This window comes from Actinokineospora fastidiosa (assembly GCF_014648415.1).
Classification (GTDB): domain Bacteria; phylum Actinomycetota; class Actinomycetes; order Mycobacteriales; family Pseudonocardiaceae; genus Actinokineospora; species Actinokineospora fastidiosa.
The window spans coordinates 291,914-315,705 of record NZ_BMRB01000005.1 but is presented as its reverse complement, the minus strand read 5'-3'; the positions used below and the strand labels follow the sequence as shown (position 1 = coordinate 315,705).

Genomic DNA, 23,792 nt, shown 5'->3' with positions numbered 1-23,792 from the left:
GACGTGACCAGCACACCGACGGCGGGCGCGCGACCCGACGAGGTGCGCAGGCACAACCGCACGGCGCTGCTGCGCCGCCTGCACATCGAGGGGCCGACCACCCGGGCCGCGCTGGCCACCGAGCTCGGCCTCAACCGCAGCACGATCAAGGCCCTGGTCGACGGGCTCGCCGAGACCGGCGTCGTGGAGGAGCGGGTCCCCAGGGCCCGCTCCGGCGCGGGCAGGCCGTCGCTGCTGGTGCTGCCGCAGCCGCTGGCCGCGGTGGTGCTGGCCGTGGACATCCGGGTCGAGCAGGTCGCCATGGCCCTGGTCGGACTCGGCGGGGAGATGCTCGGCCGCAACAGCTGGAACCTGCGCGGCAAGGCCCGCGAGCCCGACGAGGTGATCACCCACATCATCGAGTCGATGCGGGTGCTGGCCGACGAGCTGGGCGTGCGCACGATCGCCGCGGGCGTTTCCGTGCCCGGCGTCGTGCGCCGCTCCGACGGGTTCGTGCACGAGGCGCCGAACCTGCAGTGGACCGGGGTGCCGCTGGGCGACCGCCTCGGCGCCGCGCTGGGCATCCCGATCCGGGTGGGCAACGACGCCGAGATCGCCGCGCTGGCCGAGCACCTGCGCGGGGTGGCGCGGGGCTCGCTGGACGCGGTGTACGTCTCGGCGGACATCGGCGTCGGCGGCGGCGTGATCTCCGACGGCGCGACGCTCAGCGGCACCGCGGGCTACGTCGGCGAGCTGGGCCACATGGTGGTCAACCCGACCGGGCGGCACTGCTACTGCGGCAGCCGCGGCTGCTGGGAGACCGAGGTCGGCGAGGTCGCGCTCTGCCGGGCGCTGGACCTGCCGGAGGGCTCGCCGCGCGGCGCCGTGGTGGCCGAGCTGCGGGCGCTGTCGGCCGCGCCCGCCGAGGCCGAGCGCAAGCTGGCCGAGTTCAGCGAGTGGCTGGTGCTGGGGCTGGTCAACGTCGTCAACGCGTTCAGCCCCGAACTGGTCGTGCTGGGCGATCTCTTCACGTCGCTGCCGGTGCCGCTGGTCAAGCGGGTCGGCGACGAGGTCGGGCGGCGCAGCCTGGTGAGCAGGGCGATCGGCGGGACGCGCATCCTCGCCTCCACCATGGGCGCCGACTGCAAGCTGATCGGCGCTGCCGAGCTGGCCTTCGAGACGGTGCTGGGCGCCGTGTGATCAGCGGAGGGTCAGCGGCTCCGTGGAGACTGGCTTCGTCGCTGGGTCGGGGTTGCCGGGGGTCGGCCCCCGGGAGATGAAGAGGCCGACCCAGGCTCGCGCTTTCCGCGAGCATGGGCCGGCCGGTGGACGTAAGGAGAGGTTCAGCCCTCGAGCTGTGCCGACATCTCGCGCAGGCGGTCCTCGTGAGCGCGCGCGTGGTGGTTGCAGAACAGCAGCTCGCCCCCGGAGGGGAGAACGGCGCGGACCTTCGCGGCGGCGCCACACCGGTCGCAGCGGTCGGCAGCGGTCAGCTCGGGGCGGGTGAGCGTCGTGGTCGTCATCGGAGTTCTCCCTCCGTCCCGGCGCCGGGTGGCTCCGGCGCCCATCGGTGCGGACACGGTTGCCGCCGTGCTCGCACTTCCTACTCTTACAGACGCACGGGCGGATGGCAGTGTTCCCAATGCCTGGACATGACCACGTCACGGTTCCTTAACGCACTCTCAAACACGCGTGAATGCCCAGGTCCAGGCAAAACTACGGACCGCTACCAAGATCCCGGCACGCTGGCGTCGGCTCGTGTTCACCACGGGCGAACGGTGGCGGAGCACACAGGAGCCGCGCGATTCACCCGGATGTCTGCTTGCTCATTCCCGGGTCGTCGACCCCACGCGCTTGAGCGCCGTCACCAAGGGTGCCGCCACGGTCACCGCGCCGAACCCCCAGACCGCCGCGGTGACCAGATCCCAGACGCTGCCCCACACCGTGCCGACGTACAGCGCGGACAGACCGCCCCACAAGGCCACCAGCCCGACGACCACCGCCACCGCGGCGTCCCGGAGGGCCAGCCGGTCCGCCTTGCCCGCCAGGGCGACGACGAACCGCCGCACCCGGTCGACCACGCCGCTGCCGACGCCCAGGGCGGGCGCGTCCGTCGCGATCCCCACCTCGGGTCGCACGCCCTCGGCGTCCGGCCGCAGCCGGTCGGCCAGCGTGACGGCGGTGGCCAGCTGGTCGCGCAGGCCGGTGACCTCGGCCGGGCGGGTCAGCCGGGCCAGCCCGGCGCGCAGCACCCGGAACTGCAGGTGCGCGGCCTCCACGTGCCACTGGGCCGTGCCGGGAGCGGGGTTGTCGATGGCCGCCCACAGGCTGTCCAGCTCCTCGGCGACCCGCACGAGCGCGTCCGCGTGCTCGGCGTCGGTGATGTGCTCGGCGAGCTCGGCGGGGTCGAGATCGGCCGGGGGAGCGGCGAGGCGGTCGAGCCGCGCGCGCATGCCGGGCGCCCGGCGGTCCAGGACGTCGCGGTTCGCGGCCAGGGTGGCCAGACCGTCCCGATAGGCCTGGTGCCGCTCGACGATCGACGTCAGCCGGGCGATCTCGGTGTCGACGGCCGCCAGCCGCGCCGTGGCGAAGCCGTCCGGCCAGGGGAGCCAGAACAGCAGGTACCGGCGCACCTTCCCGCCGGGTCGGATGTTCCGCAGCCGGGTGTCGATGTCCACCTTGGCCGAACCGACGACGCTGTTCGCGATGCCCTCCTCGGGCGGGATGATCCGCTCGACCTCCCTGCGCCGCTGACTGATCGGGCGCCGGTCGGCGATCCAGGTCTGCGCGCCGAGGGCCACGAGCGTCCCGCCGAGCAGCAGCGCGACGGCGAGCAGGACCGGCGCCGACCGCTTCACGGTGACCTCGACCGCCGACTCGCCCAGGTCGAGGGTGCCGGTGTACTCCCCGGAGCCCAGCGACGGCCCGGCGGCCTCGATGTCGGACATGGCGAGCGAGTACGCGCCGTCGACGCACGTGGCGGTCAGCCTGGCGGTGTTGTCGCCGGAGACGAGCGTGGCGGTCGCGGTCTCGTCGGCGCAGGTGGCGGGGATCCGGCCGGGCAGCGTGTCGCCCTCCAGGCCCGTCCAGCGCGTCCAGTCGGTCGACCAGGCCGTCACGGCCGTCTCCTCGCCGCCGACGGTGATGGCGCGGCGCGCGATCGCGGTGTCGGTCCGCACCACCAGCCACCCGGTGGCCCCGTCGGCCAGCGTGTCGCGCGCGGTCAGGGAGACCCGGATCGACCCGGCGGCCGGGATCGCCGTCGGCGCGGCGACGTCGATCTTGACCGCGGTCTGCTTGTCGGACATCGCGCTCGCCTCGACGGTCACCGCGACGTCCCGGAGGCTGTTGTTCACGACCTCCACCGCGACGGGCTCCGTCGAGACGAGGACGGGCTCGTCGCCGCCCACGATGGCGATCTCCACCTCCTGCGCGGCCGCGGGCGCGGCGAGCAGGAACAGGACCGCGGCGATCACGACCACGCGCGCCATGGCGACCTCCAAGCCAGTCGCCTGGATCATCGCGCGGCGCTCCGACGGCGCTACGGCCCGTGGCGAACACGAAGGGCCGCCCACAACCGTGGGCGGCCCTTCGTCGTGGTCCTAGTCCTATTCGAGGTAGTCGCGCAGGACCTGCGAGCGCGACGGGTGGCGCAGCTTGGACATCGTCTTCGACTCGATCTGGCGGATGCGCTCCCGCGTCACGCCGTAGACCTGGCCGATCTCGTCCAGGGTGCGCGGCTGGCCGTCGGTGAGGCCGAAGCGCAGGCGGACGACGCCCGCCTCGCGCTCGGACAGCGTCGCCAGCACCGACTGGAGCTGGTCCTGCAGCAGCGTGAACGACACCGCGTCCACCGCGACGACGGCCTCGGAGTCCTCGATGAAGTCGCCGAGCTGGCTGTCGCCCTCGTCGCCGATGGTCTGGTCGAGGGAAATGGGCTCCCGGGCGTACTGCTGGATCTCCAGCACCTTCTCCGGGGTGATGTCCATTTCCTTGGCCAGCTCCTCCGGGGTGGGCTCGCGCCCGAGGTCCTGGAGCAGCTCGCGCTGGATGCGGCCGAGCTTGTTGATGACCTCGACCATGTGCACCGGGATGCGGATGGTGCGGGCCTGGTCGGCCATCGCGCGGGTGATCGCCTGGCGGATCCACCACGTGGCGTACGTGGAGAACTTGTAGCCCTTGGTGTAGTCGAACTTCTCCACCGCGCGGATCAGGCCGAGGTTGCCCTCCTGGATCAGGTCCAGGAACGCCATGCCGCGGCCGGTGTAGCGCTTGGCCAGCGACACCACGAGCCGCAGGTTGGCCTCGAGCAGGTGGTTCTTGGCGCGCTCGCCGTCGCGGATGATCCACCGCAGGTCGCGGCGCATCTGCGGCTGGAGCTTCTCGTTCTCGTCCTCGGCCTTGCGCACGCGCTCGGCGGCGTAGAGCCCGGCCTCGATGCGCTTGGCCAGCTCCACCTCCTCCTCCGCGTTCAGCAGCGCGACCTTGCCGATCTGCTTGAGGTAGGCGCGGACGGAGTCGGCCGAGGCGGTGAGCTCGGCGTCCTTGCGGGCCTGCCGCAGCGCCTCGGACTCCTCCTCGTCCCAGACGAAGTCGCCGTCCTTCTCGGGCTTGTCGTCTTCCTTGACCTCGACGGCGTCGACGGTCTCGTCGACCGGGTCGACCTCGACCTCCTCGAGGTCGGACAGGTCGGGGTTGTCCAGGTCCTCGGGCTCTTCGCCGTCGGGCCCGTCGACGGCCTTCTTGGGGCCTGCCTTCGCGCCCGCTTTGGGCGCGGCGGCCTTCTTGGGCGCCCGGGGCTTGGCGGCCTTCTTCGCCGTCGTCTTGGTCCCAGCGGCGTCCTGCAGCTCCTCGTCCGAAGCCGGTGCGCCCTTGGTCGTCTTGGCGGTGCTCGCCGACGCCGTGGAGCGTCGGGTTGCGGTTCGTGCGGCTGCCACGTACGCCCTTTCAGAACGGTCCATCACGGCAGTTCCCACGCGGATACGCCTGATCAAGCGTGGTCACTGCCGGAGTTCGGGGAGAGCCCTGCGGGAGGGCCGTGTTCCATTGTAGCGACCGGTCCGCGTCCCCGGACTCAACCGTGGTGGTTGCGTCGGGCGGACACCGCGCTTTTCGTGCGTGATCGTGCTCAGTCGCGGCCCGGTCCCCCCGGGTTCGGCAGGCCGGGCGCTGCGTCCGCCAGCGGCCCGGCCGCGCCCGTCACCCCTCCCGTTCGGCTGCCGCCGTCGCGGCGCCCACGATCCCGGCCGTGTTGCGCAGTTCGGCGGCGACGACCTTGGTGCGCACGTCGAGCATCGGCACCCACTTGTCGGCCTTCTTGCTGACCCCGCCGCCGACGATGATCAGGTCCGGCCAGATCAGGTCCTCGAGGGCGTTGATGTAGCGGGACACCCGAGGGGCCCACTGCTCCCAGGTGAGCTCCTCCTCGTCCTTCACCGAGGCGGCCGCCCTGGTCTCGGCGTCGTGGCCGTCGACCTCCAGGTGGCCGAACTCGGTGTTTGGGACCAACCTGCCGTCGAGGAACAGCGCGGTGCCGATCCCGGTGCCGAAGGTCAGCAGCACGACGACGCCGCTCTGGTCGCCGGGCCAGCCGTAGCGGATCTCGGCCATGCCCGCCGCGTCGGCGTCGTTGAGCACGACCACCTCGTTCGGCCTGCGGTCGAGGCGCTTGGCGAACAGCGCGGCCGCGTCGGTGCCGATCCAGGACTTGTCGATGTTGGCCGCGGTGTGGGCGACCCCGCGCTTGACCACCGCGGGCAGCGTCACGCCGACCGGGCCCTCCCAGCCGAACCCGGCGACGATCTCGGCCACCACGTCGGCGACCGCGTCCGGGGTCGACGGCTGCGGGGTGTCGATCCGGTGCCGGTCCCCCACGAGCCTGCCAGCCGCGAGGTCGACGACGCCGCCCTTGATGCCGGACCCGCCGACATCCACTCCGAAGCCGCGGGCTGCCTCTGCCATCGGCGCTGGTCCTTTCTAATCGATTCAGAACCACGTTGCCGCAGAGATTAGCTGGTGAGACGCGGCTGTGGTCCGATAGCCGGGTGGGTATCACGGAACAGGAACTGGCCGACATCGCGTTGACAGTCGCCAAGGAGGCCGCCGAGCTGGCCCGGACGGTGCGCGCGGACGCCGTGCGCGAGGTGACCACCAAATCCACGGCGACCGACGTCGTGACCGCGGGCGACACCGCGGCCGAGGCGCTCGTCCGGTCCCGGCTGGCCGAGCTGCGCCCGGAGGACGCCGTGTTCGGCGAGGAGGCGGGCGGCACGGCGGGCGCGGGCGTCACCTGGGTCGTCGACCCCATCGACGGCACCGTCAACTACCTCTACGGCCACCCGTGGCACTGCGTGTCCGTCGCCGCCCAGGTCGACGGCGAGTCCGTCGCCGGGGCCGTGGTGGAGCCGGTGAGCGGCCGGTGCTGGACCGCTGCGCGCGGGCGCGGGGCGTGGCTGGACGGCGTCCCGCTGCGCGTCTCCGAGCCCGCGTCACTGGACCTGACGCTGCTGGCCACCGGGTTCACCTACGACCGGGAGCGGCGCGTCCGGCACGCCGCCGTGGTCGCCGAGCTGCTGGGCGTGGTCCGCGACATCCGCAGGGGCGGCTCGGCCGCGCTCGACCTGTGCGCGGTCGCGGCGGGCTGGGTGGACGCCTACGTCGAGCGCGGGCTGTCGCCTTGGGACTGGGCCGCGGGCGCGCTCATCGCCCGGGAGGCGGGCGCGGTCGTGCTGCTGCCGGGGCAGCACGAGCTGGGCGACGACGCGATCTTCGTCGCGTCCCCGGCCATCGCGGCGCCGCTGCGCGCGGCGTGCGCGCGAGCCGGGATGGGCTAGCAGCGCACGTCGCGCGCGGCCGCCATGAGCTGCCCGTCGATGTCCGGCCCGGCGGACTCGCCCTGCAGTCCGCCCTGGCCGCTGCTCTGCGACGTCCACTGGGCCAGCTGGTCCAGCACCTCGCGGCCCTCCGGCCGCGGGGTCACGTGGCCGAAGCGCTGGCCGACGGCGAGGTCGACGGTGGCGTCCTGGCGGTTGTCGCGGACCAGCTCCGCGCACGGGACGAGGATGCTGAGCGTGCGGGCCGCCGAGACGCCCTTCTGTCCGAAGCGGATCTGGCCGTAGCAGGCCAGCGTCCCCTCCGGGTACAGCATGTCGTTCTTCGGCTCGGCCAGCTTCGAGAAGCCCAGCTCGCTCAGCGCCTCGGACACCGCCGTCGCCTGCCGGTTCTGGCCGCTGGCGTTGAGCACGCGCACCAGGGCCGTGCGCGCGGGCGCGGGCGTGGTGTCGTCCAGAGCGGTGTGCGGAAGCACCTCGCCCATCGGCTCGGCGAGCCCGGCCAGCGCCTCGGCGGGCAGCGGGGACGCCGGACAGGTCCGCGCGTCGGCGCGCTCGGCGCCCGCGTCCTCCAGCACCTGCATCCACACCAGACCGGCCGCCATCGCCAGCACGGCGAGGAAGACCAGGGCGGGCACCGGGCGCCGTTTGCGGTAGCGAGGAGCCGCCTGCACTCTTCTCACCCCGTCCATGCGCACCACCCCCGGATCGGCACCGCGATCAGAGCTGATCGCTGCTGCTCAGCCTATTGGTTTCCAAGATCGTCGGGCCAACCGGCCGCCCCGGTGCAACGCTCCTGTGACAATCGGCCGCTATCACGGCCCTGTCATTGCCGGGAGCGATTGTCCGATGGCGTACAGTGACCCTCCGATCGTGATCGCACCACGCGGGCGAGGCGGCGGCAACACCCTCCCACCCGGGCGGGTGGTGTCCGGGTGCCACTGGACTGCCACCGCCAAACCCGCTGTTGCTAATCCGATGCGTGTGCCCGAGGGGGATGGGCTACCCTCTGCGCGCTCTGTCGTCTCCACCGGCACGCCGAATCGATCCCGAAAGATCGGTCCGACCGGGGACGGGCGGGCGAGACGCCCGTCACGCGATGGGCGGGCACAAACCGGGGCGCTGGAACGTTCTCCAGCGGCACGACTTACATCCTGAAGGACCGCAGGGGTGAAGGAAGATGGCGACCGACTACGACGCACCACGCCGTAGCGAGGCAGATGACCTCGCCGAGGACTCCCTCGAGGAGCTCAAGGCGCGGCGGAACGAGACGCAATCCGGCGTCGTCGACGTGGACGAGTCGGACACCGCGGAGAGCTATGAGCTGCCCGGGGCCGACCTGTCGGCACTGTCGGGCGAGGACCTGACGGTCCGCGTCGTCCCGAAGCAGGCCGACGAGTTCACCTGTTCCAAGTGTTTCCTCGTTCACCACCGCAGCAGGCTGGCGGAGGAGAACAACGGGCTCTACGTCTGCCGCGACTGCGTGTGAGTCCGTGCGCGCCGGGGGCGCGCGGGCGGCCGCTACCTCCCGAGCGCGGCGACCACGCGCTCGGGGTGGCGGGTGCTGAACAACCAGTACGGGGTCGGGTCGGCCGGATCGTCGACCCGGACCCGGACAAGGGGGCCGACCCAGCCCTTGTGCACCAGGTAGGCGGCCGGGTCCAGATTCGGACCCAGGGCCGCCCGCTTGCTGCGCGCGGGGAACACCTCGACCTCCCCGACGAACTCCAGCGGCAGGCGCGCCTCGCCCACCCGCAGCTCGCCGTCCTCGACGGCGACGCGGGAGCGGCCCGCGCTCCACACGGCCAGCACGGCCAGGGGGATCAGCACGGCGTAGGGCAGCCAAGCGCGCAGACCGGGGTAGCCCATGTGCACCTCGGCGGCCAGCAGCGCGGCCGCCGTCAGCGGCAGCGGCCACCAGTACCAGGTCACGTACAGCCGCTCGGCGTGTCCGGTGCGCTGGGTGACGGTGCGCGATCGGTCGTCCACGGCTCCAGGGTAGTCTCGCCGCTCGTGCCCAGCGTCGAGGTCCTGCTCACCCGGCTCGATCCGGGTGTCCCGCTGCCCGGCTACGCCCGGCCCGGGGACGCCGGTGCGGACCTGGTGACCACGTCGGACGTGGTCATCGGCCCGGGGGAGCGGGTGCTGGTCGGCACCGGGATCGCGATCGCCCTGCCCGACGGGTACGCCGGGTTCGTGCACCCGCGCTCGGGACTGGCCGCCCGGACGGGCCTCAGCGTGGTCAACACCCCCGGCACGATCGACTCGGGCTACCGGGGCGAGATCAAGGTGTGCCTGGTCAACCACGACCCGCGCGCGCCGATCTCGCTCCGACGGGGTGACCGGATAGCGCAACTGGTTGTGCAGCGCGTGGAGCACGCGGTATTCCGGGAGGTGCCCGCGCTGACCGAGACCGAGCGCGGCGCGGGTGGCTACGGTTCGACCGGCGGGCACGCGGTGCTCGGCGGTCGGCACGGGACGGAGGAGTAAGTGGCACTGTTCGGGCGCAAGCGCCGCAGGGACGTCGAGGAGCCCGCGCCGGTGGTCGAGGAGGTCGAGGAGACCCCGGTCGAGCACGCCGACCTGACCGACGGCCCCTACGACGTCGACGACGCCCCCGAGGACGACATGCCGCGCCTCGACCTGGGCGCCGTCCGCTTCCCGGTGCCCGACGGCGCGCAGCTGCAGGTGGAGATGGACCCCGCGGGCCCGGTGCGCGCCGTGCACGTGCTGACCCAGATCGGCCAGCTCACCATCACCGCCTACGCCGCCCCCCGCTCCGGCGGGCTGTGGCGCGAGGTGTGCGGCGAACTGGCAGACCAACTGCGCGCCGACGGCGCCAAGGTGCACAGCACCGTGGGCGACTGGGGCCAGGAGCTGGCAGCCACCATGGGCGAGGCCGCCCTGCGCTTCGTCGGCATCGACGGCCCGCGCTGGATGCTCCGCGGCGTCGTGGCCGGCCCGCCCCAGCTGGCCGACCACAGCGCGAAGGCGCTGCGCGAACTGCTGCGCCGGACGATCGTGGTCCGCGGCGCTCAGCCGATGCCGGTGCGCACGCCGCTGCCGCTGGAGCTGCCGCAGGCGATCGCCGAGCACATCGCGCAGGCGCAGGAGCAGCAGGCCTGAGTTGTCCACAGGCCCGGGGCCGCCCTTTCGGGACGGCCTCGGGCCTGATTAGCCTCGAAGGCGGAGGCGGGAGTCCGGTCCCGCCCCGGGAGCTGGGGGTTCGAGGTGCCTACCGCCAACGAGTGGTTGCTGTTCTTGGGCGCGTCCGCGCTCTTCGCCGTGCTGCCCGGGCCGGGCGTGCTGTACGTGCTGGCCCGCAGCCTCAGCGGCGGGCGAGCGGTCGGGATGCGCTCGGTGCTGGGGAACGGGCTCGGCGCGCTGATGCACGTCGCCGCGGCGGCGGTCGGGCTGTCGGCGCTGCTGGCGGCGTCGGCGCCCGCGTTCACGGTGGTGAAGTACCTCGGCGCGGCGTACCTCGTCTATCTGGGGATCCGGGCGTTGCGCGGGTCCGATGAGGTGGTCGCCGACGTGGAGGCGCACAACCGCTCGGTGGTCGTGCAGGGGTTCCTCAGCGAGGTGCTGAACCCGAAGACGGCGCTGTTCTTCCTGGCGTTCCTGCCGCACTTCGTCCATCCGGAGACGGCGCCCGCGCCCCTGGTCTTCCTGTTACTCGGCGCCATCGCGGTGGCCATGGCCGTCACGGTGGACGTGCTCGTCGCGCTGGGTGCGGGCGCGATCAGCGCGAAGCTGGCCGCCATGCCCCGCTGGCGCCTCTGGCAACGCCTGGCCACCGGCCTGACGATGATCGGCCTCGGCGGCGCCCTGGCCACCGCGGAGCGCTAGCCAGCGAAACGCCCACCGCCAGGGCACCTATCGACGGCGGCCCATCGACGGGCCGCTCGCGACAGGGCGCTCATAGACGGGCCTCCCACCGACAGGGCGCTCAGCGACGGGGCGTTCACCGGCAGGCCGCCTGCGGACCGGGGCGGGCACCGGTAGGCCGTGCCGGCGCCAGGGCACCCGCGTTGGCGGTGGAGGGTTAGCCGGCCAGCGAGCGGAGGAGGGCCAGGACGGTGGCGCGGCCCAGGGCCTCGACGTCGGCGCCCATGACCTCCAGGCGGACCGCGGTCAGGACGGCTCTGGGGAGGGCGTCGGCCCAGGACTGGGCGACGGACTCCGGGTGGATGGGGTCGCCGACGAAGCAGGTGACGCCTGCGGGGATGTCGAGGGTCTTGAGTTCGGCGAGCGTGGGGGCCGGGTAGGCGGCGGCGGTCTCCAGGGAGGCTGCCAGGCCGTCGCCGTAGCGGGGCCAGGCGCGGGACAGTTCGGTCGCCAGCCATTCGGGGGTCCCCTCGATGGCTGACGCCAGTGCCGCTGCGGTGCCTCGGGCGCGGATGTCCGCGGCGCTGTGGCGGGCGGCGACGGCCGCCGGGGCGCCGTCGGGCTCGCCCTCCCACGCGGGCAGGGCGAGCAGCAGGCCCGCGCAGCGCGTGGGGTTGCGCACCGCCCACGCGGCCGCCAGGTGCGCGCCGAAGGAGATGCCGCCCGCGATCACCGGGGCGGTCCGTGCCGCGGCGTCCAGGCAGGTCAGGTAGGCTTCCGCGAGTCCGGTCCCCGGGACGGGCGCGGGCGGCAGCAGACGGGCACCCAGCGCGGACACCGGCACCTCGAAGACGGACCGGACGAAGATCTCGTCGGAACCGGTCCCCGGCAGCAGCACGGCGGTCGGCGGCTGGGTCACACTCACGCCCTTTTCCTTGTGGCACTCGTACCCCACATGGTTAGGCTGATTGTGCACGGGTCGTGCAGTCGGGGCCGACCCCACCAGAGAGCGGATCAGCCATGGGCAACAAGGGGGACGGGGCGTGGCACCGCCTCGTCAAACGGCTCACCACCGACGTGGCCGAGCTGGACGCGGACGACCTCTCGACGCAGTCGGCCGCGCAGGGGGCCCGACGAGCCTGTGACTGCGCCTCCGGCGACGAGGTCACGCTCTGCGGCAGGCTCCGCAGCGTGGAGCTCTCCCCGCGCGACGCGGTCGCCACCCTGGAGGCCGAGCTGTTCGACGGCACCGACGGCGTCACCCTGGTCTGGCTGGGCAGGCGGCGCATCCCCGGCATCGAACCCGGCAGGACCGTGAAGGCTCGGGGTAGGATCGCAGTCCGCGACGGTCGCAAGGTTCTCTACAACCCGTACTACGAACTGCTGGCCACTACCTGATCCGCGAAGGGCCCATGACTACTCCCGCCCCCGAGGAAGACAAGGATCAGACCGAGGAGCGGCAGGAGACGCTGCTCGAGCAGATGGGCGGCATCAGCGGCCTGATCTACTCCAGCGTCCCGGTCATCGTCTTCGTGCTGGCCAACGCCTTCTTCGGGCTCAACCCGGCGATCTGGTCCGCGCTCGGCGCCGCCGCGGTGATCACCGTGGTCAGGGTGGTCCGCAAGGAGCGGCTGCAGCCCGCCATCTCCGGGTTCTTCGGCGTCGGCATCGCGGTGTTCATCGCCCACCAGACCGGCGACGCCAAGGGCTTCTTCCTCTTCGGCATCTGGACCGCCCTCATCTACGGCGGCGTGTTCCTGCTGTCGGTCCTCATCCGCAGGCCGCTGGTCGGCGTCATCTGGTCAGCGCTCAACGGCCTCGGGCAGAGCTGGCGCACCGACCCCGTCTCGCGCCGCGCCTACGACCTGGCCACGCTGACCTTCGTCGCGGTGTTCGCCGCCCGGTTCGTCGTGCAGAAGTGGCTCTACGACGAGGACCTCACCGGCTGGCTGGCCTTCGCCAAGCTCGCCATGGGCTACCCGCTGTTCGCGGTCGCGCTCGCCGTCACCGTGTGGGCCGTGCGCAAGGCCACCGCGCGGCAGAAGGAGCGCGAGGCCGCCGAGGAGACCGACGCCGACGTCGAGGCCCGGCTGCGCGCCAAGTACGCCGACCCGGCCTAGAAATTTTCCGCCCGTATTCCCTCGCGGTCACTTCACGCCCGTAGACTTACGGTTACGTAACCGTAGGAACCGTCTTGGGGGAGACGTCCTGACCCGAGAGGTGACCATTGACCGCAGCACTCAAACCGCCACCGCCGCCGCCCGCGCCCAAACCGCTGCTCGGCAGGCGCCGCGGCACCACTGAGCAGGTCAGCGTGTACCTGTTCCTGCTCATCCCGCTGGTGGCGGTGGCAGCCGCCGTCCCGTTCGCATGGGGATGGGGGCTGGGCTGGTCCGACATCGCGATCGGCGCGGTCTTCTTCGTGATCACCGGCCTGGGTGTCACGGTGGGCTACCACCGGCTGTTCACCCACGGCTCGTTCCGCCCCAACCGCGGCCTCAAGATCGCGCTGGCCGTGGCGGGCGGCATGTCCGCGCAGGGCTCCGTCGTGGACTGGGTCGCCGACCACCGGCGCCACCACGCGTTCTCCGACAAGGAGGGCGACCCGCACTCGCCGTGGCTGTTCGGCACCGGCCCCATCGCCGTCATGCGCGGCTTCTGGCACGCGCACATGGGCTGGATGTTCGACCGCGACCGCACCAACGCCGAGCGCTTCGCCCCCGACCTGCTCGCCGACGAGGACCTGCAGCGCGTCGACCGGCTGTTCCCGGTGCTCACCGTGGTCAGCCTGCTGGCCCCGGCCATGATCGGCGGCCTGGTGACCTGGTCGTGGCAGGGCGCGCTCACCGCCTTCTTCTGGGCGGGCATCATCCGGATCGCGCTGCTGCACCACGTCACGTGGTCGGTGAACTCGATCTGCCACATGTTGGGCGAACGCCCGTTCCGCTCGCGCGACCGCGCCGCCAACGTCTGGCCGCTCGCGCTGATCAGCTTCGGCGAGTCGTGGCACAACACCCACCACGCCGACCCGACCAGCGCCCGCCACGGCGTGCTGCCCGGCCAGCTGGACATCTCCGCCCGGCTCATCTGGATCTTCGAGAAGCTGGGCTGGGCGACCAACGTGCGCTGGCCCACCCCGGAGCGCATCGCCAGGCTGCGGGTCGAGCAGCGCTGACCCACCCGGTCAGATCTGCGCGAATGCCGCCCTGATCTGCGGCTCGACGGCGGCGGAGGCGACGAACAGCAGCTCGTCGCCCGCCTCCAGCGAGTCGTCGGCCTGCGGGACGATGACCCGTCCGCCGCGCAGGATCGTCACCAGGGCGGCGTCGCGCGGCAGCTTCACGTCGCGGACCGGGCGACCCGCCCAGGGGGTGTCGTCCGGCAGCGTCATCTCGACGAGGTTGGCCTGGCCCTGGCGCAGGGTCAGCAGCTGCACCAGCCCGCCGACGCTCACCGCCTCCTCGACCATCGCCGCCAGCACGCGTGGGGTGGACACGGCGACGTCGACACCCCACGCCGCGGTGAACAGCCACTCGTTGGCCGGGTTGTTCACCCTGGCCACGACGCGCTTGACCGCGAACTCGGTCTTGGCCAGCAGCGACACGACCAGGTTGACCTTGTCGTCGCCGGTCGCGGCGATGACGACGTCGCACAGCTGCAGGCCAGCCTCCTCGAGCGAGGCCAGCTCGCAGGCGTCGGCGAGCACCCACTCGGCCTGGTCGACGGTGTGCGGCTCGAACTGGGCCGAGTCCCGCTCGATGAGCATGACCTGGTGCTCGCCCGCCACCAGCTCCTGGGCGATGGAGCGGCCGACAGCACCGGCCCCGGCGATCGCGACCCGCATCAGCTGCCCTCCTCCGGCGGCGCGGCGGCCGCGGCCGTCACGTCGCTGACCGTGCCCGAGAGCGCGGCCACGTACACCTGGTCGTCCGCCTGGATGACGGTCTTCGCCGTCGGCAGGATCCCGCTGCCGAAGCGCATGATGAACGCGACGCGCGCGCCGGTCGCGCCCTGGAAGTCGCGGACGCTGCGGCCCACCCAGTCCTCGTGCACCGGCACGTTCAGCAGCGCGACCTTGCCCGTGGGGTCCCGCCACGCCGAGGCGACGCCGTCGGGCAGCAGGGTGCGCAGCAGGCGGTCGGTCGTCCACGGCACGGTGGCCACGGTCGGGATCCCGAGCCGCTCGTAGACCTCGGCGCGCTTGGGGTCGTAGATGCGGGCCACGACGTGCTCGACGCCGAAGGTCTCCCGCGCGACCCGCGCGGAGATGATGTTGGAGTTGTCGCCGCTGGACACGGCCGCGAACGCCCCCGCCCGCTCCACGCCCGCCTCGATGAGCACCCCGCGGTCGTAGCCGACGCCGACGACCTGCTGGCCGTGGAAGTCCGGGCCCAGCCTGCGGAACGCCTGGTGGTCGCGGTCGATGACGGCGACGGTGTGGTCCAGGCGCTCCAGGGCGGCGGCCATCGAGGCCCCCACCCGGCCGCAGCCCATGATCACCACGTGCACGGTGTCTCTCCTAGCGTCTGTCACGTCCCCATCCGGCGACACCGCAGAACCTACCGGTGCCGACGTGGGCGCGGGCCACCGACGGCATACCCTCTGCACCCGTGTCCAAGTTCTCCACGGCGGCGAAACGGCTGCTCGTCGGACGGCCATTCCGCAGCGACCGGCTGGCCCACACGCTGCTGCCCAAGCGCATCGCCCTGCCGGTGTTCGCCTCCGACGCGATGTCCTCGGTGGCGTACGCGCCCGAGGAGATCTTCCTGATGCTCTCGGTCGCGGGTCTGTCGGCGTACACGTTCGCGCCCTGGGTGGGGATCGTGGTCGCGGTCGTGATGCTCGCGGTGGTGGCCAGCTACCGCCAGAACGTGCACGCCTACCCGTCCGGCGGGGGCGACTACGAGGTCACCACGGTCAACCTGGGCAGGCAGGCCGGGCTGACGGTGGCCAGCGCGCTGTTGGTGGACTACGTGCTCACCGTGGCCGTGTCGATCGCGTCGGCGGCGGCCACCATCGGCTCGGCCGTGCCGTTCGTGGCCACGCACAAGGTCGAGTTCGCCGTCGCCGCGATCGTGCTGCTGACCGCGGTCAACCTGCGCGGCATCCGCGAGTCGGGGACGGCGTTCGCCATCCCGACCTACGCGTTCATGGTCGGCATCCTGGGCATGATCGGCTTCGGGCTGTACCGGGCGCTGGTCGTCGGGGAGGAGATGCCCGCCGAGAGCGCCGGGTTCGGCATCCGGGCCGACCACGGCGAGCTGACCGGCCTGCTCCTGGCCTTCCTCGTGCTGCGCGCCTTCTCCTCCGGCTGCGCTGCGCTGACGGGCGTCGAGGCGATCAGCAACGGCGTGCCCGCGTTCCGGAAGCCGAAGTCGCGCAACGCGGCGAGCACGCTGCTGGCCATGGGGCTGATCGCCGTCACCATGCTGATGGGGCTGATCGTCCTGGCGCAGTTCACCGGGGTGAAGGTCGCCGAGCACCCGGAGACCCAGCTCATCGGCGCGCCCGAGGGCTACGAGCAGAAGACGATGGTCGCCCAGATCGCCGACGCGGTGTTCAGCGACTTCCGGCCCGGGTTCTTCTTCGTGACCGTGGTGACCGCGCTCATCCTCGTGCTCGCGGCCAACACCGCGTTCAACGGCTTCCCGGTGCTGGGCTCGATCCTGGCCCAGGACCGCTACCTGCCCCGCCAGCTGCACACCCGGGGCGACCGGCTGGCCTTCTCCAACGGCATCGTCGGCCTGGCCGGGTTCGCGATCATCCTGGTCGTGGCGTTCGACGCCGAGGTCACCAAGCTCATCCAGCTCTACATCGTGGGCGTGTTCGTCTCGTTCACCATGAGCCAGACCGGCATGATCCGGCACTGGAACCGGCTGCTGTCCACCGAGGACGACCCCGCCAAGCGGCGGCGGATGCGGCGCTCGCAGGCGATTAACGCGTTCGGGCTGTTCATGACCGCGTCCGTGCTGATCGTCGTGCTGATCACCAAGTTCATGGCGGGCGCGTGGATCGCGATCGTGGCGATGACGGCGCTGTACGCGCTGATGACCGCCATCCGCCGCCACTACGACCGGGTCAGCGACGAGCTGGACAAGGCGGAGGCCCAGCGGCCGTCGGTGCTGCCGTCGCGGGTGCACGCGATCGTGCTGGTGTCCAAACTGCACCTGCCCACCAAGCGCGCCCTGGCGTACGCGCGGGCGACGCGGCCGGACGTGCTGGAGGCCGTCACGGTCAACGTGGACGACCTGGACACGCGCAGGCTGGTGGCCGAATGGGACAAGGAGGACTTCACCGTCCCGCTCAAGGTGATCGAGTCGCCGTACCGGGAGATCACCAAGCCGGTGCTGGACTACGTGCGCCGCGTGCGCACGGACAACCCGCGTGATGTGGTGACGGTGTTCATCCCGGAGTATGTGGTCGGGCACTGGTGGGAGCAGTTCCTGCACAACCAGAGCGCGCTGCGGCTCAAGGGCAGGCTGCTGTTCCAGCCCGGGGTGATGGTGACGAGCGTGCCGTGGCAGCTGGCGTCGTCGAGCAAGGTGCCCGAATGGGACAGCGTGACCCCCGGCGCCGTCCGGCGCGGGCTCACCGGTGATGAGGAGCGCAAGTGACCGACTGGACCGGCAGGCGCGTCGAGGCCGAGGTGGGCGCGGTCGCCCACGGCGGGCACTGCGTCGCGCGGGTGGAGGGCCGGGTGGTGTTCGTCCGGCACGCGCTGCCGGGCGAGCGGGTCGTCGTGGCGATCACCGAGGACAAGGGCGGGTCGTTCTGCCGGGGCGACGCCGTCGAGGTGCTGTCGGCGGCGCCGGGCCGGGTCACGCCGCCGTGCGGGTACGCCGTGCCGGGCGGGTGCGGGGGCTGCGACTGGCAGCACGCGGACGGCCCGACGCAGCGCGCGTTGAAGGCCGCGGTCGTCGCGGAGCAGCTGTCGCGGCTGGCCAAGGTCGAGTGGCCGGTCGAGGTGGAGGAGCTGCCGGGCGGGCTGGGCGACTGGCGGACCCGGGCGCGGATGGCGGTGGACCGCCAGGGGCGGGTGGGGTTCCGCGCGCACCGCAGCCACCGGGTCATCCCGGTGTCGTACTGCGTGATCGCCGCCCCGGGGACGGTCGACGAGGTCGTGACCCGCACGTGGACGCCGGGCGCCGAGGTGGCGGTCTCGGTGGACTCCACGGGCCGCACGCACATCGCGTCCGGCTCGCGCGTGCTGGGCTCGTCCGAGGCGGTGGAACGCGCGGCGAGGCGGGACTGGCGCATCGACGCGCACGGGTTCTGGCAGGTGCACCCGGACGCCGCCGACATCCTGGCCGAGGTCGTCGGCCAGTGGGCCGCCACTCCGTCCGGCGGCTGCGCTTGGGACCTGTACGCGGGCGCGGGCCTGTTCGCCGCGGTGCTGGCGGAGCAGGCCGGGCCGGACGGCTCCGTGGTGGCGGTCGAGTCCGACCGCTCGGCGGCCGAGCGCGGCGCGGAGAACCTGGCTGACCTGCCCGCGGTGCGGGTGTTCGCGGGCAAGGTGGAGGACGTGCTGGCGGCCGAGGCGCTGCCCGACCCGGACGTGGTCGTCCTCGACCCGCCGCGCAAGGGCGCGGGCTCGGCGGTCGTGGACGCGATCGCGGCGCGCTGCCCCGCCCGCGTGGTGTACGTCGCGTGCGACCCGGCCGCCTTGGCCAGGGACGTGGCGCTGTTCGCGGGCCACGGCTACGAGCTGCGCGCACTGCGCGCCTTCGACGCGTTCCCCATGACGCACCACGTGGAGTGCGTGGCGCTGTTCAGCCGCTAGCGCGCGGGCGGGGTCCAGCCAGGCGGGGACGGCTGGCCCGGCGTGCCCCACGGCGGCGTGGGCGGGCCCTGCGGCGGCGCGGGCGGGCCCTGCGGGCCGCCGGGGGGCGGCACGGGGCCGCGCGGCGGCATCGGGCCGGGCTGGCCGGGACCGGGCGGCCAGGGGCCGGGCTGGCCTGGGTGGGGCTGGTGCGGACCGGGCGGCTGGCCGTGGCCGGGATGCTGGGGGCCGGGGTGGTGCGGACCGGGCTGTCCCGGGTGTCCGGGGCCGGGGTGCGGCTGTCCGGGCGGCGGGGGTCCCTGGTTGGGCTGCGGAGGACCGGGATGCGGCATCGGGGCGCCCGGAGGCGGGGGACCGGGCCGGGGCGGCACGGGGCCCTGGGGCGGCACCGGTCCGGGCGGCGTCACGCGCTCGCGGAGCCAGTTCGGGATGTGGGAATCCTCACGGGGGAAGAAGCGCAGCTCGTCGATGAAGCCGATCGGCGGCGGGACCCTGCGCCACGTCGGCTCGACGTCGGGCTCGAACTCCACCGTGTAGTCGCCGGGCGGCTCGATCTCGTAGACCGCGGAGATCCAGGTGCCGCGTCCGGGGCGGTACATGCCGCCGCGCAGCGTGCGCAGGCCCTCGACCATCTCCGTCGGCGGGCGCACGGACACCGGCTCGCCGTCCGCGCCGGTCACGATCAGGTCGACCTCGACGTGGCGGCCGACGGAGCGGTACTCCGCGCGCACCTTCTGCCAGCGCGGACCGGCGACGGCGACCATCGCGCGGCCGACCTGCTTGGTCAGACGGTTCAGCTCGGCCTCGTCCATCGCCATCTTCGGCTCGGACACCTGCTCGTCCCCCACCGGCAAACCCTTCCCCCTCACGTGCGGGCAAACCATACCCAACGGGAGCAATCGGCGTCCGGTGATCGTGTGTGACGGCCCGGCACGCCAAGACGGCGCACTCGTAGACTGACCGGACGACCGCTCGAACGCGCGAAAGACGAGGTGACGACTCGGTGACGCTGCTGGACACCGTGCACGGACCGGCCGACCTGCGGCGGTTCACCCACGAGGAGCTGGACCGGCTGGCCGTCGAGATCCGCTCGTTCCTGGTCGACAAGGTCACCCGGGTGGGTGGTCATCTCGGACCGAACCTGGGCGTGGTGGAGCTGACGATCGCGCTGCACCGGGTGTTCGACTCCCCGCGCGACCCGATCATCTATGACGTCGGCCACCAGGGCTACGTGCACAAGATCCTCACCGGCCGCCGCACGGCCTTCGACGACCTGCGCCAGCAGGGCGGCGTGTCCGGCTACCCGTGCCGCGCCGAGAGCGAGCACGACCTCGTCGAGAACAGCCACGCCTCCACCGCGCTGTCCTACGCCGATGGCATGGCCAAGGCGTTCGAGCTGCGCGGCGAGCAGCGCACCGTGGTGGCCGTGGTCGGCGACGGCGCGCTCACCGGCGGCATGTGCTGGGAGGCGCTGAACAACATCGCCGCGGGCCGCGAGCGCAGCGTCGTCATCGTCGTCAACGACAACGGCCGCTCCTACTCGCCGACCATCGGCGGCCTGGCCGACCACCTGACCACGCTGCGCCTGCGTCCCGGCTACGAGCGCGCGCTGGAGGGCGGCAAGCGGGTGCTGCAGGGCACGCCCGTCGTCGGCAAGCCGATCTACGCCGCGCTGCACGCGGCCAAGCGCGGGATCAAGGACGCGCTGAGCCCGCAGGTGCTGTTCGAGGACCTGGGCCTGAAGTACCTCGGCCCGGTCGACGGGCACGACATCGAGGCGATGGAGTCCGCGCTGCGCCGCGCCCGCGACTTCGGCGGCCCGGTGCTGGTGCACGCCGTGACCCGCAAGGGCAACGGCTACCCGCTCGCCGAGAACGACGAGTACGACCAGATGCACCAAACCGACCCCATCGACCCCGACACCGGCGCCCCGCGCAAGACCAGGGGCACCACGTGGACGCACGTGTTCGCCGACGAGCTGGCCGAGGTCGGCGCCGAGCGGCCCGAGGTCGTGGCGATCACCGCGGCGATGCTGCGCTCCACCGGGCTGGCGCCGTTCGCCGAGCGCTTTCCCGAGCGCTGCTTCGACGTGGGCATCGCCGAGCAGCACGCGGTCACCTCCGCGGCCGGGCTGGCGATGGCCGGGCTGCACCCGGTCGTGGCGATCTACTCGACGTTCCTCAACCGCGCCTTCGACCAGATGCTGATGGACGTGGCCCTGCACCGGCTCCCGGTCACCGTCGTGCTGGACCGCGCGGGCATCACCGGCCCGGACGGCGCGAGCCACCACGGCATGTGGGACCTGTCGATGCTGGGCATGATCCCGGGCATCCGCATCGCCGCCCCGCGCGACGCCGCCACGCTGCGCGCGGAGCTGCGCGAGGCCGTGGCGATCGACGACGGGCCGTCGGTGCTGCGCTTCCCGAAGGCCGCCGTCGCCGACGACATCCCCGCCGTGGCGCGGCGCGGGTCGGTGGACATCCTGCGCGAGCCGGGCGAGAGCAAGGACGTGCTGCTGGTGACCGTCGGCTCGTTCGCCGGGCTGGGCATGGCCGCCGCCGACCGGCTGGCCGCCGAGGGCATCGGCGTGACGGTCGTCGACCCGCGCTGGGTGACCCCGGCCCCGGTCGAGCTGGCCGGGCTGGCCGCCGAGCACAAGCTGGTCGTCACCGTCGAGGACTGCGGCCGCCACGGCGGCTTCGGCTGGTCGCTCGCCGCGCTGCTGCGCGACTCCGATGTGGACGTCCCGCTGCGCGACCTCGGCATCCCGAACGCCTTCCACGAGCAGGGCACCCGCGACGAGGTGCTGTCCCGGATCGGCCTGACCGCCCAGGACGTGGCGCGCCGGGTGACCGGGTGGGCGTCGGACCTGATCGTGCGCGGCTCGGCGGACCAGGCCGCGCACGAACGCCTCCACTAGCCGACCACGAGTCGCCGCTCGGCAGCGCGCACCCGCGCGTAGTCGGCGGCGACCGCGTCCGGGTCGTCGCCCGCGAGCAGCACGCGGCCGATGCTGGTGAACACGTCGACCGTGCGGTCGACGCGCTCGCCGGAGCGTGCCGTGAGGTGCATGCCCACGCACGTGCGCAGGTCGGCCAGCGCCTCCAGCGGCCCGGCATCGGCCACGACGCCCGTGCGGGGGCTGGAGAGGAACGCCGCGGTCACGTGCCGGTCCATGCGGTAGTCGCGGGGCCCGGCCACGCCGTCCACGACGTGGCGGACGCAGTGGTCGATCTGGTCGGCGCCGGTGGCCAGCCTGGTCATCTCCGGCAGCGGGTTGCCCGCGGTGCGGGCGTTGACCTCGATCAGGCGCGGTCCCCGCGCGGTGCGCATGACCTCGACGTGCGCGCTGCCGTTGCGCAGCCCGACGACGTCGAGGACGGCGCGCACGTAGTCGGCCAGCTCGGCGGTCTCCGGCGCGTCGTGGGGCAGGCACCGCACGGACTCGTAGATGCCGAGCCGGTCGCCCACGGCGTGCTTGGTGTAGACGCTGACCATGACCACCGCGTGCGCGCCGTCGGCGGAGTAGGTGTCCACGGCGTACTCGACGCCGCGGGCGAACTCCTGGGCGAGGACGACGTCGTCGCGGCGGCCCATCCGGTTGCGCCCGCCGAGGATGCTGGCGAACGTCGGCCGCGGGTCGGCGTGCGGGGCGACCAGGTGGACGCTGTCCGCGCCCGCGCTGTGCACGGGTTTGAGGACGATCGGCTCGCCGTCGAGGCCGTTGGCCGTGCGCCAGCGGGCGAGCTCGTCGGCGTCGGACGTGGCGAGCTGCGCCAGCGCGGGCAGGCCCGCGTCGATGACGGCCAGCCCGGTCTGCCACTTGTCGTGGCGGGCGGCGGCCAGCGCGGCGACGTTGCCGGTCTCCGGCAGCAGCGCGCTGGTCAGCTCGTCGGCGATGCGCACGCCGGTCTCGCTGCCCGGCAGGATGCGGATGGGGTGCAGCGCGGCCAGCCGCTCGCGCACCCGCTCCAGCGGCGCGGTGGCGTCGATGATGTGGTCGAACTGCCCGGGGTCCCAAGTGGACCGCGCGGTGTCGGGCAGGGTGAACGCGGTGCGCAGCGCGATCGCCCGCACGCCCCGGGCGCGGAACGCCGGGGCGATCCGGTGCGCGGAGGAGTACGGGTCGGCGATGGCGATCATCGGGGTGCTCATCGGGTCCCCCTGACGTGCCGCAGCGCGACGGCGACGACCGCCATCAGCACCGCGGTGGCGATCGCGGTGTGCACCAGGAACGCGCCCAGCGCCCCGGCGTCGAGGTAGCCGCCGAGCGCGAGGACGACCAGGGCGCACACCGCCCGGTCGATGATCGATTCCGCGGACAGCATCGTCGCCCGGTGCCGGGAGTCGGTGATCGCGTCGTTCACCAGCGTGCGCTGGATCGGGTAGGACAGCCCGGAGACCAGCGAGAACACGCCGAGGATGGCGACGGTCCCGACCATTTCGGCAGGCACGGCCAGCGCGAGGCACGCTGCCATGGCGACGGTCAGCAGGAACACCGCGGTCCGGTCGGACAGCCGTCCGCGCAGCCATCCCGTGCGCGCCGCGCCCAGCGACTCCAGCAGCGTCATCCCGGCGAAGATCGCGCCGTAGACCCCGAGCGGCACCTCCTTCTCGGCGAGGATCGGCTGGGCCAGGTTGACCTGGAACACCCGCACCAGCGTGAAGACCGCGACCCCCTGCACCATGATCAGCAGCAGGACGCGGCCGCGGCGCAGCGCGGCGAAGGCCTGCGGCAGCGCCGACCACACCGGCCGCGCGGCCCTCGGTCCGCCGAGCGCCCCGTGGACCGGGTCGGGCAGCGCGGGCAGCCGCAGGGCGAGCCAGCACGCGCCCGCCGCGCTGGCCGCGCTCAGCCAGTACGGCAGGGTGTGCTCGACCTGCATGAGCAGCCCGACGAACGGCCAGCACACAACTCGGCCGACCAGGCTCGCCGACCGCGCCTTGCCCTCGGCGTCGCGGTAGCGCTCCTTGGCGCCGCTGCGGTCCAGGTACTCGTACAGGTAGGCGCTGCACGCGCCGGAGACCAGCGACCGGGCCAGCGCGATGAGCAGGAAGTGCGCCAGGAACCCCGCGTAGGTCGGCCACGCGACGGGCACGAGGTTCGCCACGAGCAGCACGGCCGCGCCCGCGCCGAGGAACCGGCGGTAGTCGAAGCGGTCGGCGAGCATGCCGGTGGGGATCTCCAGCAGGCAGAACGCCACGTAGTAGATGCTCTGGATGCCGAAGATCTCGCTGTCGGCGAGACCGGCGTCGCGCTGGTAGGCGTAGAAGACCGGCAGCCACCAGAGCAGCCCGAAGCAGAAGTTGAACCCGGCGTTGACCCGGATCACGCGCGCGACGGCGTCGCCGCGCAGGCGGGTGGACCGCATGCG

24 protein-coding genes are annotated in these 23,792 nt (G+C 73.0%); 12 read left to right on the top strand and 12 right to left on the bottom strand.

The window, feature by feature from the left end; genetic code table 11:
• The first annotated feature begins 3 nt into the window (after nt 1-3).
• Nucleotides 4-1,179 (top strand): ROK family transcriptional regulator, encoded by a 1,176-nt coding sequence (locus tag IEY98_RS25910; RefSeq protein ID WP_229787450.1) that lies wholly within the window; start codon nt 4-6, stop codon nt 1,177-1,179.
• Between the two features lie 143 nt (nt 1,180-1,322).
• Here IEY98_RS25910 and IEY98_RS25905 read toward each other — a convergent pair whose 3' ends face one another.
• The 4 genes from IEY98_RS25905 to ppgK all read right to left on the bottom strand — a co-directional run bounded on the left by IEY98_RS25905 (nt 1,323) and on the right by ppgK (nt 5,940).
• Nucleotides 1,323-1,502, bottom strand: a complete 180-nt coding sequence (locus tag IEY98_RS25905) for a DUF7455 domain-containing protein (RefSeq protein WP_189213230.1) — start codon at nt 1,500-1,502, stop codon at nt 1,323-1,325.
• A gap of 303 nt (nt 1,503-1,805) precedes the next feature.
• The gene (locus IEY98_RS25900; protein WP_189213229.1) at nt 1,806-3,470 is read right to left on the bottom strand and encodes a hypothetical protein; all 1,665 of its coding nucleotides are present in this window, start codon (nt 3,468-3,470) and stop codon (nt 1,806-1,808) included.
• 117 nt (nt 3,471-3,587) lie between these two features.
• Nucleotides 3,588-4,916 carry an RNA polymerase sigma factor gene (locus IEY98_RS25895; protein WP_229787449.1) on the bottom strand — a complete coding sequence of 443 codons (1,329 nt, stop codon included), beginning with the start codon at nt 4,914-4,916 and terminating at the stop codon, nt 3,588-3,590.
• Between the two features lie 262 nt (nt 4,917-5,178).
• Nucleotides 5,179-5,940, bottom strand: a complete 762-nt coding sequence (gene ppgK / locus IEY98_RS25890; protein WP_189213227.1) for a polyphosphate--glucose phosphotransferase — start codon at nt 5,938-5,940, stop codon at nt 5,179-5,181.
• Between the two features lie 83 nt (nt 5,941-6,023).
• Here ppgK and IEY98_RS25885 point away from each other — a divergent pair, with 83 nt between their 5' ends.
• Entirely contained in the window at nt 6,024-6,812 is a 789-nt protein-coding gene (locus IEY98_RS25885) for an inositol monophosphatase family protein (RefSeq protein ID WP_229787447.1), read from the top strand.
• Here the strand turns inward: IEY98_RS25885 and cei are convergent.
• Nucleotides 6,809-7,483: an envelope integrity protein Cei gene (gene cei / locus IEY98_RS25880; protein WP_229787445.1), complete on the bottom strand. Its 675-nt coding sequence runs from the start codon at nt 7,481-7,483 to the stop codon at nt 6,809-6,811. The two genes, IEY98_RS25885 and cei, sit on opposite strands and share 4 nt — an antisense overlap.
• A gap of 506 nt (nt 7,484-7,989) precedes the next feature.
• On the opposite strand from cei, the gene IEY98_RS25875 reads away from it, so the two are divergent.
• A complete protein-coding gene (locus IEY98_RS25875; RefSeq protein ID WP_189213225.1) occupies nt 7,990-8,298 on the top strand; it encodes a DUF4193 domain-containing protein in 309 nt (102 codons plus the stop codon).
• Nucleotides 8,299-8,330: 32 nt separating this feature from the next.
• Here the strand turns inward: IEY98_RS25875 and IEY98_RS25870 are convergent, their stop codons facing one another.
• Nucleotides 8,331-8,798 (bottom strand): DUF3093 domain-containing protein, encoded by a 468-nt coding sequence (locus tag IEY98_RS25870; RefSeq protein WP_189213224.1) that lies wholly within the window; start codon nt 8,796-8,798, stop codon nt 8,331-8,333.
• A gap of 24 nt (nt 8,799-8,822) precedes the next feature.
• Between IEY98_RS25870 and dut the strand changes: the two genes are divergently transcribed.
• The 3 genes from dut (at nt 8,823) to IEY98_RS25855 (ending at nt 10,658) form a co-directional block, all read left to right on the top strand.
• On the top strand, nt 8,823-9,299 hold the full coding sequence (gene dut / locus IEY98_RS25865) for a dUTP diphosphatase (RefSeq protein ID WP_189213223.1): 477 nt from the start codon (nt 8,823-8,825) through the stop codon (nt 9,297-9,299).
• A complete protein-coding gene (locus IEY98_RS25860; RefSeq protein ID WP_189213222.1) occupies nt 9,300-9,935 on the top strand; it encodes a DUF3710 domain-containing protein in 636 nt (211 codons plus the stop codon).
• Nucleotides 9,936-10,040: 105 nt separating this feature from the next.
• The gene (locus IEY98_RS25855) at nt 10,041-10,658 is read left to right on the top strand and encodes a LysE family translocator (protein ID WP_189213221.1); all 618 of its coding nucleotides are present in this window, start codon (nt 10,041-10,043) and stop codon (nt 10,656-10,658) included.
• A 196-nt stretch (nt 10,659-10,854) separates the two neighbouring features.
• On the opposite strand, the gene IEY98_RS25850 is transcribed toward IEY98_RS25855, so the two are convergent.
• A complete protein-coding gene (locus IEY98_RS25850; RefSeq protein ID WP_229787443.1) occupies nt 10,855-11,562 on the bottom strand; it encodes an alpha/beta fold hydrolase in 708 nt (235 codons plus the stop codon).
• A gap of 95 nt (nt 11,563-11,657) precedes the next feature.
• On the opposite strand from IEY98_RS25850, the gene IEY98_RS25845 reads away from it, so the two are divergent.
• From IEY98_RS25845 to IEY98_RS25835, 3 genes are all read left to right on the top strand, one after another.
• Nucleotides 11,658-12,035: an OB-fold nucleic acid binding domain-containing protein gene (locus tag IEY98_RS25845; RefSeq protein ID WP_189213220.1), complete on the top strand. Its 378-nt coding sequence runs from the start codon at nt 11,658-11,660 to the stop codon at nt 12,033-12,035.
• A gap of 14 nt (nt 12,036-12,049) precedes the next feature.
• Nucleotides 12,050-12,757 (top strand): DUF3159 domain-containing protein, encoded by a 708-nt coding sequence (locus IEY98_RS25840; protein ID WP_189213219.1) that lies wholly within the window; start codon nt 12,050-12,052, stop codon nt 12,755-12,757.
• Between the two features lie 107 nt (nt 12,758-12,864).
• Nucleotides 12,865-13,812, top strand: coding sequence for an acyl-CoA desaturase (locus tag IEY98_RS25835; RefSeq protein WP_189213218.1), 948 nt, complete (start codon nt 12,865-12,867; stop codon nt 13,810-13,812).
• 9 nt (nt 13,813-13,821) lie between these two features.
• Here IEY98_RS25835 and IEY98_RS25830 read toward each other — a convergent pair whose 3' ends face one another.
• Together IEY98_RS25830 and IEY98_RS25825 are read right to left on the bottom strand one after the other, a co-directional pair.
• Nucleotides 13,822-14,481, bottom strand: a complete 660-nt coding sequence (locus tag IEY98_RS25830) for a potassium channel family protein (protein WP_189213217.1) — start codon at nt 14,479-14,481, stop codon at nt 13,822-13,824.
• On the bottom strand, nt 14,481-15,146 hold the full coding sequence (locus tag IEY98_RS25825) for a potassium channel family protein (RefSeq protein ID WP_189213216.1): 666 nt from the start codon (nt 15,144-15,146) through the stop codon (nt 14,481-14,483). The genes IEY98_RS25830 and IEY98_RS25825 overlap by 1 nt, the downstream gene beginning before the upstream one ends.
• A 101-nt stretch (nt 15,147-15,247) precedes the next feature.
• On the opposite strand from IEY98_RS25825, the gene IEY98_RS25820 reads away from it, so the two are divergent.
• Complete coding sequence (locus IEY98_RS25820; RefSeq protein ID WP_189213215.1) at nt 15,248-17,251, top strand: APC family permease; 2,004 nt, start codon at nt 15,248-15,250, stop codon at nt 17,249-17,251.
• Nucleotides 17,248-18,417, top strand: a complete 1,170-nt coding sequence (locus IEY98_RS25815) for a class I SAM-dependent RNA methyltransferase (protein ID WP_189213214.1) — start codon at nt 17,248-17,250, stop codon at nt 18,415-18,417. The genes IEY98_RS25820 and IEY98_RS25815 overlap by 4 nt, the downstream gene beginning before the upstream one ends.
• Here the strand turns inward: IEY98_RS25815 and IEY98_RS25810 are convergent.
• On the bottom strand, nt 18,414-19,265 hold the full coding sequence (locus tag IEY98_RS25810; protein WP_189213213.1) for a hypothetical protein: 852 nt from the start codon (nt 19,263-19,265) through the stop codon (nt 18,414-18,416). The two genes, IEY98_RS25815 and IEY98_RS25810, sit on opposite strands and share 4 nt — an antisense overlap.
• Before the next feature lie 155 nt (nt 19,266-19,420).
• Here IEY98_RS25810 and dxs point away from each other — a divergent pair, with 155 nt between their 5' ends.
• Nucleotides 19,421-21,337, top strand: a complete 1,917-nt coding sequence (gene dxs, locus IEY98_RS25805) for a 1-deoxy-D-xylulose-5-phosphate synthase (RefSeq protein WP_189213212.1) — start codon at nt 19,421-19,423, stop codon at nt 21,335-21,337.
• On the opposite strand, the gene IEY98_RS25800 is transcribed toward dxs, so the two are convergent.
• Nucleotides 21,334-22,572, bottom strand: a complete 1,239-nt coding sequence (locus tag IEY98_RS25800) for an ATP-grasp domain-containing protein (RefSeq protein WP_189213211.1) — start codon at nt 22,570-22,572, stop codon at nt 21,334-21,336. The genes dxs and IEY98_RS25800 overlap by 4 nt on opposite strands.
• Nucleotides 22,569-23,789 (bottom strand): MFS transporter, encoded by a 1,221-nt coding sequence (locus IEY98_RS25795; RefSeq protein WP_189213210.1) that lies wholly within the window; start codon nt 23,787-23,789, stop codon nt 22,569-22,571. Before IEY98_RS25795 ends, IEY98_RS25800 begins: the two co-directional genes overlap by 4 nt.
• Between the last annotated feature and the right edge of the window lie 3 nt (nt 23,790-23,792).

Coding starts and splice junctions, on each gene's coding strand:
- IEY98_RS25905 (WP_189213230.1), bottom strand. CDS start 1,502: ATGACGACCACGACGCTCACCCGCCCCGAGCTGACCGCTGCCGACCGC.
- IEY98_RS25830 (WP_189213217.1), bottom strand. CDS start 14,481: ATGCGGGTCGCGATCGCCGGGGCCGGTGCTGTCGGCCGCTCCATCGCC.
- IEY98_RS25800 (WP_189213211.1), bottom strand. CDS start 22,572: ATGAGCACCCCGATGATCGCCATCGCCGACCCGTACTCCTCCGCGCAC.
- IEY98_RS25840 (WP_189213219.1), top strand. CDS start 12,050: ATGACTACTCCCGCCCCCGAGGAAGACAAGGATCAGACCGAGGAGCGG.
- ppgK (WP_189213227.1), bottom strand. CDS start 5,940: ATGGCAGAGGCAGCCCGCGGCTTCGGAGTGGATGTCGGCGGGTCCGGC.
- IEY98_RS25875 (WP_189213225.1), top strand. CDS start 7,990: ATGGCGACCGACTACGACGCACCACGCCGTAGCGAGGCAGATGACCTC.
- IEY98_RS25795 (WP_189213210.1), bottom strand. CDS start 23,789: ATGCGGTCCACCCGCCTGCGCGGCGACGCCGTCGCGCGCGTGATCCGG.
- IEY98_RS25845 (WP_189213220.1), top strand. CDS start 11,658: ATGGGCAACAAGGGGGACGGGGCGTGGCACCGCCTCGTCAAACGGCTC.
- IEY98_RS25900 (WP_189213229.1), bottom strand. CDS start 3,470: ATGGCGCGCGTGGTCGTGATCGCCGCGGTCCTGTTCCTGCTCGCCGCG.